The 11,066-nt window shown below is 58.4% G+C and carries 10 protein-coding genes; 3 read left to right on the top strand and 7 right to left on the bottom strand.

All coding sequences use genetic code 11. From position 1 onward, the window contains the following. From RT018_RS05210 to RT018_RS05190, 5 genes are all read right to left on the bottom strand, one after another. Positions 1–1,214 (bottom strand): ABC transporter substrate-binding protein (locus RT018_RS05210; RefSeq protein ID WP_312939898.1); only part of this gene is annotated, 1,214 nt, incomplete at its 3' end. Between the two features lie 25 nt (positions 1,215–1,239). Next, the gene (gene pgeF / locus RT018_RS05205) at positions 1,240–2,049 is read right to left on the bottom strand and encodes a peptidoglycan editing factor PgeF (protein WP_312939896.1); all 810 of its coding nucleotides are present in this window, start codon (positions 2,047–2,049) and stop codon (positions 1,240–1,242) included. Between the two features lies 1 nt (position 2,050). After that, positions 2,051–2,344 carry a hypothetical protein gene (locus RT018_RS05200; protein WP_312939894.1) on the bottom strand — a complete coding sequence of 98 codons (294 nt, stop codon included), beginning with the start codon at positions 2,342–2,344 and terminating at the stop codon, positions 2,051–2,053. Between the two features lie 80 nt (positions 2,345–2,424). Continuing rightward, on the bottom strand, positions 2,425–5,172 hold the full coding sequence (gene secA / locus RT018_RS05195; protein WP_312939892.1) for a preprotein translocase subunit SecA: 2,748 nt from the start codon (positions 5,170–5,172) through the stop codon (positions 2,425–2,427). Positions 5,173–5,371: 199 nt separating this feature from the next. Continuing rightward, positions 5,372–6,163, bottom strand: a complete 792-nt coding sequence (locus RT018_RS05190) for a hypothetical protein (RefSeq protein WP_312939891.1) — start codon at positions 6,161–6,163, stop codon at positions 5,372–5,374. A gap of 233 nt (positions 6,164–6,396) precedes the next feature. Here RT018_RS05190 and RT018_RS05185 point away from each other — a divergent pair, with 233 nt between their 5' ends. Then, the gene (locus tag RT018_RS05185) at positions 6,397–7,083 is read left to right on the top strand and encodes a DUF2461 domain-containing protein (RefSeq protein WP_312939889.1); all 687 of its coding nucleotides are present in this window, start codon (positions 6,397–6,399) and stop codon (positions 7,081–7,083) included. 106 nt (positions 7,084–7,189) lie between these two features. After that, positions 7,190–7,774 carry a hydrolase gene (locus RT018_RS05180; protein WP_312939887.1) on the top strand — a complete coding sequence of 195 codons (585 nt, stop codon included), beginning with the start codon at positions 7,190–7,192 and terminating at the stop codon, positions 7,772–7,774. A gap of 90 nt (positions 7,775–7,864) precedes the next feature. Here the strand turns inward: RT018_RS05180 and RT018_RS05175 are convergent, their stop codons facing one another. Continuing rightward, positions 7,865–8,245 (bottom strand): zinc ribbon domain-containing protein, encoded by a 381-nt coding sequence (locus RT018_RS05175; RefSeq protein ID WP_312939885.1) that lies wholly within the window; start codon positions 8,243–8,245, stop codon positions 7,865–7,867. Positions 8,246–8,431: 186 nt separating this feature from the next. Next, positions 8,432–9,943 carry a glycerol kinase GlpK gene (glpK, locus tag RT018_RS05170; RefSeq protein ID WP_312939883.1) on the bottom strand — a complete coding sequence of 504 codons (1,512 nt, stop codon included), beginning with the start codon at positions 9,941–9,943 and terminating at the stop codon, positions 8,432–8,434. A gap of 86 nt (positions 9,944–10,029) precedes the next feature. Between glpK and RT018_RS05165 the strand changes: the two genes are divergently transcribed. Then, positions 10,030–10,974 (top strand): alpha/beta hydrolase, encoded by a 945-nt coding sequence (locus RT018_RS05165; protein WP_312939881.1) that lies wholly within the window; start codon positions 10,030–10,032, stop codon positions 10,972–10,974. The last annotated feature ends 92 nt before the right edge of the window (positions 10,975–11,066 follow it).

Genomic DNA, 11,066 nt, shown 5'->3' with positions numbered 1-11,066 from the left:
CCCGCCGCCAGCGCGGCGGAATATTCTTCCCAGGGCAGGACACGGACGTTGATTTTTAAATCAAAGGCAGAAAGCTGAGCGGCAATGTGCCGCGCGGCCGCCACCTTAAAACTGCTTTCCTCGTTGACGATCATATCAAGGGACAGGTGCTGGCCGCTGCTAAGGTCCGTAGAGGTCATGGCCCGCTGAAACGCGGCGTAGGAATAGGATTTCTCAAGTTCTGCGGGATAGTCCGCCGAGGCGGGGGAGATAGGAAACTGAGTGGCGTTTGCGTGGCCGGAGAGATATGCACTGACAGCCCGTTCCCGGTCAAGTCCCAGATTCAAAGCCTGGCGCACCTCCGCGTTGGACAGGACGGAAGAGCGGACATTTATTCCCACGTATTGAAAGACGGTGGAAGCCGCCTCGTAAAACTGGATGCTGCCGGCGACGCTGATGGGATTAGAACCGGTGAGGTCCGAGGTCAAAAGCTGCGTCTCGTGAGAGGTGAACTGGAACAGCATCACGTCCGCGTCGCCTGCCGCACGCAATGCAATGTGGTCCACCGGCTGCTTACCTCCCTGCCAATGAGGATTGGCGGCAAGGTATGTGTCCGCTTCGTTGGCGACAAGGCTGTAAGGCCCCGTCCCTACGGGCACGGTGTCCGCCGTGCCGGATTTGACGATGGGAATATCCAGCAGGGCCGGAAACGCGGTGTTAGGGGAGGATAGCTGGACGCTTACGGACCCATCTCCCGCCGTGATTGAGGAAACATCTCCCAGCCGTGCGCCATACCGTCCAGAGAACTGCGCCCGGCGCAGCGTATCGGCCACATCACCGGAGGTGAGGGGGGTTCCATCGGAAAACAGCACGCCGGGGCGGAGGAGAAAAGTGTACGCGCTTCCGGAGGGGTCCTGCGTATAAGAGGCGCAGAGAAGAGGCTGGGGCGCAAACGTTTTGTCCAGCTCAAAAAGACCTTCGCACAAAAGTGCCGCCGCTGTCTGCTGAACCCCGTCGGCACAGGTGATGGGGTCCAGACTCAGCTCCGGATACCATGGAAGGGCCAACTCCTTCGGCAAAACGGAGGGGGCCGCTTCAGAGCCGGACGGGCCTGCACTCTCACTGGTCTGCCCAGGGGGAAATTCCTCCTCGGTCACGTCGGGCGAAGGAGCGCAGCCGCTCAGCAGCAGCGCGGCGCAGAGCAGGGAGATTATCAATTTTTTGAAGCGTTTCATAGCTCTCTCCGTTTCCTCCTGCGGTTTATACCAGTGAAATCAGCGCCGCCTGCGCGCCCCGCTGCCCGCCGACCCGGCGATAGGACCAGAACAGGTCCGGGCGGCAGTGAGTGCAAAGACCGCTCACATCAATATGTTCCGGGGAAAGGCCCGCTTTCAGCAGCCACTGGCGGTTTAGCCCAGCCAAGTCCACTTGCCATTTAAGCCCTCGCCGTTCAAGATAGGGCGCGGCGTCCTCGCCTAACGCCTTGATCATGGCCTCAGGCACGTCACCGTCGGTTTCAAAGCAGCACTGGCCGATGCACGGCCCGATGGCCGCCACCATCCGTTCCGGTTTTGCGTCGTACAGCCGGGTCAACTCCCGGACCGTCTTTTCAAGGATGCCCAGTGCACAGCCTCTCCATCCGGCGTGAACCGCGCCCACGCATCCCGCTTCCGGGTCGTGAAGCAGGATGATGCCGCAGTCAGCGGAGAAAACGAGAAGGGGAATCCCTTTTGTATTGGTGACCAGCGCGTCTGCGGTGAAGTCCCGCTCCCGCCACAGGCCCATGCCCGCCCGTTCCTCCGTGACGGGAAGGACGGTGGTTTCATGAACCTGCCGGGCCAGCACCACATGGCACATATCCGCGCCCACCGCGCCGCAGAAGCGGCGGTAATTTTCCTCCACAGCCGGACGGTCATTTTCCCGGCTGGGACCAAGGTTCAGTGTGTCACAGGGGGGCTTGCTCACGCCGCCTTTCCGGGTGGAAAAGCCGTGGGCAATACCGCCGCAGCCGTCCAGCAGGGGGGAAGTGAAATAGACAAGACCGTTTTCCTCATGCGTTGTCAAGGGCATGTCAGTCCTCCTTTTGGGTGTTGGTTTTGTTTGAAGGTGTATCAGAGTCTGCGCTATCCGGCTGATTGGCGCTTTGGGCTGCTTCGGCGTCCATCTTGCCGTTCAGACAAAGGCCCAGCACTTTTAAAAGGCCGCAGAGCAGCAAAACAACACCCAGGCCAAGAAAGAAATCATGAACAATGGCCATGGAGAACAGGATGAAGCCAATGCCCCCAAGCATCAGGCAGATTGCCACCAAAATATGCCGGATGTCCGACAGTAAATGTATCGCGCTGCCGTTTGCGTCGTCTTTCATGAAACGCTCCTTTCAGTAAAAGCCGCCCCCCGCCCTCCCGGCAGGAGAACAGGGGACGGCCTGAATCGCGCTACAATTCGTCAGGAGTGATACTCCGCGCAGTCGCAGTTTTTAAACTTCTTGCCGCTGCCGCAGGGGCAGGGGTCGTTGCGTCCAATTTTTGTAACCTTGCGAGGCTGCTTTTTGGGCGCGGTGCTGTCGCCGCCCACGTTCTCGGTCATGCCCTTGGCCACGCGTTCCCGCTTGACCTCTTCGTTGGTCTTGATGCGCACGGAGAACATCCGACGCACCGTTTCGTTCTGAATGGCAGAAATCATCTCTTCGAACATGGTGAGGGATTCCTGCTTATAGGCGATGACGGGGTCGGTGTTGGCATAGGCCCGCAGGCGGATGCCCTGCTTCAAATCGTCCATGGCGTCGATGTGGTCCATCCAGTATTCGTCCACCACGCGCAACATGATCACCCGCTCCAGTTCTCTGGCGATTGCGGGGGTAAACTCTTGCTCCCGGGCTTCGTAGGTCTTCTCCGCCTCGGCGTAGAACAGCTCTGAAAGGGACTGCTCGGTCTTTTCGGTCAGTTCCTCCTCGGTGAAGTGGAAGGTGCCCTTGGGGAAATACAGTCCCTCCAGCCCCGTCAACATCTCTTGGAAGCCCGCCTCGTCCAAAGCGGTTTGCTCACCAAAGCTCTGGGCCACCTGCTCGGTGATGGCAGAGCGGGTCATGCCAAGGAGAATTTCCTTGAGGTCCTTGCCGTCCAAAACCTGCTTGCGCTGGCCGTAGATGATTTCCCGCTGCTTGTTCATCACGTCGTCGTATTCCAGAACGGACTTTCTGGACTGGAAGTTCCGGGACTCCACGGTGGTCTGGGCATTTTCGATGGCCTTGGAGAGCATTTTGCTCTCGATGGGGGTGTCCTCATCCAGATCCATCCGCTCCATGATACCCGTGATCCGGTCGCCGCCGAACAGGCGCATCAAATCGTCCTCAAGGGAGATATAGAACCGGGTTTCGCCGGGGTCGCCCTGCCGGCCTGCGCGGCCGCGTAGCTGGTTGTCAATCCGGCGGGAGTCGTGACGCTCGGTGCCGATGATGAACAGGCCGCCTGCCTCTCGGACCTTTTCCGCCACGTCGGAAATTTCCGCCTTGTGGTGGGCCAGCGCCTCGGCATACCGCTTCCGGGCGTCCAAAATCTCCTCGCTTTCGGTTTCGGCATAGCCGGTTGCCTCGCCAATCAGCTCGTCGGACATTCCGGCCTTGCGCAGATCTGCCTGCGCCATATACTCGGCGTTGCCGCCCAGCATGATATCGGTGCCGCGGCCCGCCATGTTGGTGGCCACGGTGACGGCGCCCAGCTTGCCCGCCTGCGCGATGATCTCCGCTTCTTTTTCGTGGTTCTTGGCGTTGAGGATGCTGTGGGGGATGCCCTCGTGGCCCAAAAGCCCGCTTAGAATCTCGTTCTTCTCAATGGACACCGTGCCCACCAGCACCGGTTGGCCCTTTTCGTGGCACTCCTTAATCTGCTGGATGACGGAGCGGTATTTTCCCGCCTCCGTTTTATAGACCACGTCGTGGTTGTCCTTGCGCTGATTGGGACGGTTAGTGGGAATCTCGATGATGTCCAGATTATAGATGGTGCCAAATTCCTCCTGCTCGGTCATGGCCGTTCCGGTCATACCGGAGAGCTTTTCGTACAGGCGGAAATAATTCTGGAAGGTGATGGTGGCCAGCGTCTTGTTCTCGCTGGCAACGGTCACATGCTCCTTGGCCTCAATGGCCTGATGCAGCCCGGCGGAATACCGGCGGCCGAACATCAGGCGGCCCGTGAACTCATCCACGATGATGACTTCGCCGTTTTGCACGACGTAGTCAATGTCCCGCTTCATCACGCCGTGGGCCTTGATGGCCTGATTGATGTGGTGGGACAGGGTGGAGTTTTCAGGGTCGGACAGGTTTTCAAGGTGGAAGAACTGCTCCGCCTTTTCGATGCCGTTGGCGGTGAGCATGGCGGTTTTTGCCTTTTCGTCCACAATATAGTCGGCGGACTCGTTTTCGTCGTCCTCTTCCTTGCTGTCCACCTCGGCCACCACGCGCTTTTTCAGGCGAGAGACAAACATCTCCGCCATGTCGTACAGCTGGGTGGACTTTTCGCCCTGTCCGGAAATAATCAGGGGAGTGCGGGCCTCATCGATCAGGATAGAGTCCACCTCGTCCACGATGGCAAAGGCGTGGCCCCGCTGGACCAACTCCGCCGAGTAGATGCACATATTGTCCCGCAGATAGTCAAAGCCCATTTCGTTGTTGGTGCCGTAAGTGATGTCGGCGTTATAGGCCTCCTGCCGCTGGGCGGTGGTCAGGCCGTGGACAATCAGGCCCACCTTCAGTCCCAGAAAACGGTGAACCTTGCCCATCCAGTCGCTGTCGCGCTTGGCAAGATAGTCGTTCACAGTGACGATGTGAACGCCTTCTCCGGTCAGCGCGTTGAGATAGGCGGGAAGGGTGGCCACCAGGGTCTTTCCTTCACCGGTCTTCATCTCTGCGATGCGGCCCTGATGCAGCACCACGCCGCCCACAAGCTGCACGCGATAGGGCCGCAGGCCCAGTACGCGGTCCGCAGCCTCCCGCACGGTGGCAAACGCCTCCGGCAGAATCGCGTCCAGCGTCTCGCCGTTTGCCAGACGCTCTTTAAACTGGGCCGTCTTGCCCCGCAGTTCTTCGTCGCTCAGCGCCTTGTATTCGTCACTCAGCGCCTCGACTTTATCGACGATGGGATAAATCTGTTTGAGCTCGCGGGAGCTGTAATCTCCGAAAATTTTCTTCATGAAGCTCATAGGTAGTTAAAGATCCTTTCTGACCCGGCTTTTTGGGAGAAAAAGTCGGAATGTTATTCCTTATATAGTAGGGGGTCGCCAAAAGCAACGATAAGCATACCACACCTTTTTGAAAAATGCAAAGAAAATCAGGCTCAATGAATAAAATTAACATTTAGGCAATTTCTTATGTACGATACTGCGAAAATGAAGAAAATCCTTACAGCTCGCAACTGCCCCGCTCCACCAGTGCCACCCGACCGGTGATGCAAAGGGAGGGGACACGCCCATTTTCCCACGCTGCGGAAACGGTGATGGTCCCTCCCGGTTGGTGGAGGTTCACCGTGACGTCTTCTGCCGCCTGAGAGGCAAGGTACGATCCCACAGCGGCGCTGCCGCTGCCACAGCCGGATTCCCACACCGCCGTGTCGGTGGAGCGGACATAGACCAGCGGCGTAATGGAGCTTGTGTCCCGGTTGTAGAGCATGATGCCGCAGGCGTCCGCGTCCAGCGCTGCGCACAGGGGACGGATGGCGGATTCCGCCGCCTCCCGGGAAAGTGAGCCGGCGGGGACAACGCAGTGGACAATCCCGTCAAACACCACGGCGGGAACAGAAAGCCCACCGGGAAGTTCCACCGTGGTAATCTCCACGGGCAGGGGCATGTTCACAGTACCCCACACTCCATCTTCCCGCCGGTCCAGACGGCAGGTGAGAAGTCCTTCGTGGCCGGAGACTTCCAGCGGAACCTCGGAGGTGTTCAGTCCGTCTCTGTTTGCGGCATAGGCCGCAGCGGACATGGAGGCGTTGCCGCAGAATTCGCCGCCCATCATTTGCAGACGCAACACTGCGCCGGGAAGGGAAGCGGGCTCGATAAACCCCACTTGCTCCACTTGAGGACGCATAGACATCAGCCTTGCCGCCACCTCGGGCTGCATGGCACGGGGAACAGGGGTGGAAACCAGCAGGGTGATATTTTTCGTGGGGTCCCAGATTGTATAATCAAGCTTCATGAACGAATCCCTCCGGTTTTCAAATGTTCGGGCAGACGTAGGCTCCCGCGTTTTAAAGAAGTATTTGTACAGTATAGCACGGACACGGGGCAAAGCAAACCTTTTGGCTCCAAAATTGAATATTTCAATTCCTTTTTGGGGAAATCGGTGGTATGATATCCTTGTAGAAAAAGTTGCGGCAATTTGTGCCGCCACCCTTGCAGTTTTGAAAAACAAAGGAACGGGAGGCAATCATGTTCAATGGCTTTACGGATGAAACGGTGGATTTTATGTGGGGCATCCGCTTCAACAATGAAAAGCCGTGGTTCGAGGCGCATAAGGAGATATACTTATCCAGCTTCTACCGCCCTATGAAGGAGTTGGGGGACGAGCTATACAGCTGGTTTTCAGAGCAGAGACCGGAGCTTCCGCTACGGGGCCGCGTTTCCCGCATCTATCGGGATGCACGGCGGCTCCATGGGCGGGGACCATTTAAAGACCATCTGTGGATCAGCGTGGAGGCCCCGGCGGAAAGCGTGTGGACGGTGCAGCCCTGCTTCTGGTTTGAGCTGGGACCGGACGAGTGGAGCTATGGACTTGGGTATTACGCAGCCAGTCCCTCTACCATGATGAAGCTCCGCGCCCGCATGGAGCGGGACCCAAAACCCATGGAGGCCCTGACCCGGAAACTGAATCGGCAGCAGGAGTTTTCTTTGGAGGGAGAGGAGTATAAGCGCCCCAAGGAGGGTGCACCAAGCGAACTTTTGTCGCCATGGTATCTGAAAAAGAGCTTTTCTCTGGGGCGCCGGGACAAGCTGAACGAGATTCTCTTCACGCGGGATCTGGTGGACCGGTTGAAAACAGGTTATGAATTTCTGCTGCCCTATTACGATTATTTCGTGACGCTGGAGGGGGACCCGGACCCGCGAAAACCAAGCTGATCGAGACTTGCAAACCCTCGGAAAGACGTGTATAATGCGGCATAATCACACATAAGCGCGCCCTTCCCTGTGGAGCGCGCACACATTTAAAACGGAGGAGACATCCATGAAAGACTATCCCCAGAGAGAACAGGCACTGGCCCTGCTGCGCAAGTATAACGGCGAGCCTTTCCACATTCAGCACGCGCTGACGGTGGAGGGCGTAATGCGGTGGTACGCCGTTGAGCTGGGGTACGGCGAAGACGCGGATTTTTGGGCCACGGTGGGCCTGCTGCACGATGTGGACTTTGAAAAGTGGCCGGAGGAGCACTGCCTGAAAGCACCGGAACTGCTGAAGGAAATCGGCTGCGGAGACGCATTCATCCATGCGGTTTGCAGCCACAGCTATGGGATTTGCTGCGATGTGGAGCCTGTGGAGGAGATGGAAAAGGTTCTCTTTGCCGCCGACGAGCTGACAGGCCTCATCGGCGCGGCGGCCCGGATGAGGCCTAGCAAAAGCTGTCAGGACATGGAACTTTCCAGCCTGAAAAAGAAATACAAGGATAAGAAATTTGCTGCGGGCTGCTCCCGAGACGTGATTCAGACCGGCGCGGAGCGCCTGGGCTGGGAGTTGGATGCGCTTTTGGACAAAACGCTTGCGGCAATGCGTGCCTGCGAGAATGCTGTAACCGCCGAAATGGCCGCACTGTAAGGAGCGTCTCCCACAAATTCGAAACAGAATGAACAAAGGCCCGGACGAATGTCCGGGCCTTTTACGTTGCAAATGTTTTGATTGCGAAGCTTATTCGCCCATGGGTGCGCCGCACTGGGGGCAGAACTTGCTGTCAGAGGAGGTCCCGCAGATGGGGCAGGCCTTGTTGACGCTCTGCGCCGCCTCGGAAGCCTCTTCCTTCATGGGCTTGCTGGACTCCAGTTCGGCAATCTTCGCCTTAGAGGCGGACACTGCATCCACAAGATCCTTCACTGCGGGAGGAATCTCACCGCTGAATTCGCTGACATACCACTCGCCAATGGCGCGGAAACTCTTATCAATTTCCCGCTGCTCGCTGGCAATGGCCATATTGATTCTCGCCAGTTCTGCGGCGTCCTTCGCCTTATCGGCGGCAACGGCGGCAACGGCCTGCGCCTTTTTACCAAGATCGTTCAAAAAATCAAATGCCATGTTGAAAACCCCTTTCATTTCCTGCGCTTTCGCGCTGTATCCGTTGGAGTGCAGCCCTTAGACCAGGTTTCTTGAAGTTAGTATACATGGTCATTGGATAAAACGCAACCGATTTTTCCAAAATTCACAGTTCGTTTTCAAGTGGATGCAGCTCCATGTAACATTAGTGATTCTGCGGCGTAAGTGTCACGGCTCCGGCTCAATCCAGCCTCGTGCCCGCTCCACGGCTCGGCCCCACCGTCTCAATTCTTCCCGGCAGACCGTCTTGCCCCGCACGGGCAGAAACACGTGCTGGCTGCGCCGCAGGGCGGAGAGCTGTTCCGGCCCGGTCCAAACGCCCGCCGCCAGTCCCGCCAGCGCCGCCGCGCCAAAGGCGGTGGTTTCCACCTGCACGGGTCGGTCCACCGGCAATCGGAGTGCATCCGCCTGAAGCTGGAGCAGAAGATCGCTGACGGATGCCCCGCCGTCCACCCGCAAAGAGGTGATGGGACGGCCTGCGTCGGCGGCCATCGCGGTAATTAAATCGCAGACCTGAAACGCGATGGAGTCCAGCACCGCACGGCAGAGATGGGCTTTCCCCGTGCCCCGGGTGACGCCCAGAATGGTTCCCCGGGCGTACATATCCCAGTAGGGCGCGCCGAGGCCCGTGAAGGCCGGGACCACCAGCACCCCGCCGCTGTCCGGAACGCTCTCCGCCAGCCGATCGCACTCTGAAGCACTTTCAATCAGCCCCAGTTCGTCCCGCAGCCACTGGATGGTACTGCCCGCGTTAAATACGCTGCCTTCCAGCGCGTAGCAGACCCGGCTGCCAAGGCTCCACGCCACGCTGCACACCAGTCCCGCGTTTGAAACGACTGGGCTGCTGCCGACATTCATCAGGGTGAAGCAGCCGGTGCCGTAGGTGTTTTTCACCTGTCCCGGCTGAAAGCAGCCCTGACCAAACAGAGCGGCGGGCTGATCTCCGGCGCTGCCGCAGATGGGAATGCCCTCAAGTCCCTCTAGGCCGGAAATCCCCCTTGCCACCGTGCCGTATTGCTGCGAATTGCTCACCGGGTGGGGCAGAAGATTCATGGGAACGTCCAGCTCACGGCACAGTTCCTCGTCCCAGTCCAGTGTATGAATGTTGAACAGCATCGTGCGGGAGGCGTTGGAGTAGTCCGTTATATGGACGCGCCCGCCGGTGAGGTTCCAGATAAGCCATGAGTCCACCGTGCCGCACAGCAGCTCGCCCCGCTCCGCTCTTTTTCGGACGCCGGGGAGGTTATCCAGCATCCACTTAATTTTCGTTCCTGAAAAGTACGCGTCAATTAAAAGTCCGGTTTTTTCCGCCACCATTTTGCCAAGGCCGCGGGCCTTCAGCTCGTCGCAAAGGCCCGCCGTGCGTCGGCACTGCCACACGATGGCGTTGTATACCGGGCGGCCGGTCTTCCTGTCCCATAGGACGGTCGTTTCCCTTTGATTGGTGACGCCGATGGCAGCAATGGCTTTAGGGTCGATATGGGCGGCGTCCACCGCCTCTTGAAGGGCCCGCTTTTCTGTTTCCCAGATGTCATGGGGATCGTGTTCCACCCAGCCGGGCTGGGGATAAATCTGGCGGAAGGGATGCTGGGCCCGTGAGACAATTTCTCCTGCCCGGTTGAAAAGAATCGCCCGGGAACTGGTGGTGCCCTGATCCAGCGCAGCGACAAAGGGTTCCATGGCAAAACCTCCTGTGGAAATTTTACGCGCTGTGTGCTATGATGCCTGTATGAGAGGCATTATAGCACAGAGGGGAGCGCGTTGCCATGGTAAAGCGCGAATTTACAGTTCTTTCTCACGATGGGAAAACCGAGCTGCACACGGTGGAGTGGCTTCCGGGGGAAAGACCGCGGGCAGTGCTGCAAATCGCTCATGGAGTTTCGGAATATGTCCTGCGGTATGAGGAACTTGCGGCCTATCTGACGGAGCGGGGCATTGCCGTGGTGGGAAACGATCATCTGGGCCATGGAGCATCCGTGGCTGATGGCGCACCTCGGGTGTATTTCGGCCCGGCGGGGAGTTGGAATACAGTTGTGGACGATCTATACGCCCTTCGCTGCTTGGCGGGCCAACAGTTTCCCGGCCTGCCCTATTTTCTGCTGGGGCATTCCATGGGGTCTTTTCTGGTCCGGACATACCTGATCCGCTATCCCGGCACGGTGGACGGTGCGATTTTGATGGGCACCGGGCAGATGCGCCCGATCCTAACAGCGGCGGGCCGCGCGATTGCCGCTGCCGAATGTTGCAAAATCGGGGAGGAGCGCGCCAGTCCGCTTGTGCAGAAGATGGCCTTCGGCGCGTACAATAAGGCATTTTCCCCAAACCGGACGGAGTTTGACTGGGTGTCCTCCGACGAGGCGACGGTGAATTTTTATGAAAAGGACCCCCACTGTGGAGAAAATCCCAGCGTGGGGCTGTTTCGGGAGATGCTGGGGGGAATCGCGTTTATTACAAGGCAGGCCAATGTGAAAAAAATGAACCTGCGCACACCGGTGCTGTTTGTTTCCGGGGAAGAAGACCCGGTGGGCGAACAGGGACGTGGCGTGGCGCGTGCGTACCGGAGCTTTCAAAGGGCGGGTGTGCAGGATGTTTCCGTGAAGCTATACCCAGGTGTGCGGCATGAAATTTTAAACGATGTTTGCAGGCAACAGGTCTGCCGTGATCTGGCGGACTGGTTGCTGGCCCGGTTTCCCGCCGAGAGGGAGACGTGAGCGCTACGCCTTTCCCCGCAGCGCCGCCACGCTGTGGGTGACGGTGAGCCGCGCGGCGGCGAAATCGTAGCGCTCCATATGGATACGCAGGG

Origin of the sequence: Oscillibacter sp., assembly GCF_032060045.1 — a bacterium.
Taxonomy (GTDB): Bacteria; Bacillota; Clostridia; order Oscillospirales; family Oscillospiraceae; genus Oscillibacter.
Note: the sequence above shows the minus strand (reverse complement) of the source record. Positions and strands in the feature narration are given on the sequence as shown.

Bases quoted from the DNA above. Each gene is read 5' to 3' on its own strand.
- pgeF (WP_312939896.1), bottom strand. From the start codon at position 2,049: ATGCCCTTGACAACGCATGAGGAAAACGGTCTTGTCTATTTCACTTCC.
- RT018_RS05200 (WP_312939894.1), bottom strand. From the start codon at position 2,344: ATGAAAGACGACGCAAACGGCAGCGCGATACATTTACTGTCGGACATC.
- secA (WP_312939892.1), bottom strand. From the start codon at position 5,172: ATGAGCTTCATGAAGAAAATTTTCGGAGATTACAGCTCCCGCGAGCTC.
- RT018_RS05190 (WP_312939891.1), bottom strand. From the start codon at position 6,163: ATGAAGCTTGATTATACAATCTGGGACCCCACGAAAAATATCACCCTG.
- RT018_RS05185 (WP_312939889.1), top strand. From the start codon at position 6,397: ATGTTCAATGGCTTTACGGATGAAACGGTGGATTTTATGTGGGGCATC.
- RT018_RS05180 (WP_312939887.1), top strand. From the start codon at position 7,190: ATGAAAGACTATCCCCAGAGAGAACAGGCACTGGCCCTGCTGCGCAAG.
- RT018_RS05175 (WP_312939885.1), bottom strand. From the start codon at position 8,245: ATGGCATTTGATTTTTTGAACGATCTTGGTAAAAAGGCGCAGGCCGTT.
- glpK (WP_312939883.1), bottom strand. From the start codon at position 9,943: ATGGAACCCTTTGTCGCTGCGCTGGATCAGGGCACCACCAGTTCCCGG.
- RT018_RS05165 (WP_312939881.1), top strand. From the start codon at position 10,030: ATGGTAAAGCGCGAATTTACAGTTCTTTCTCACGATGGGAAAACCGAG.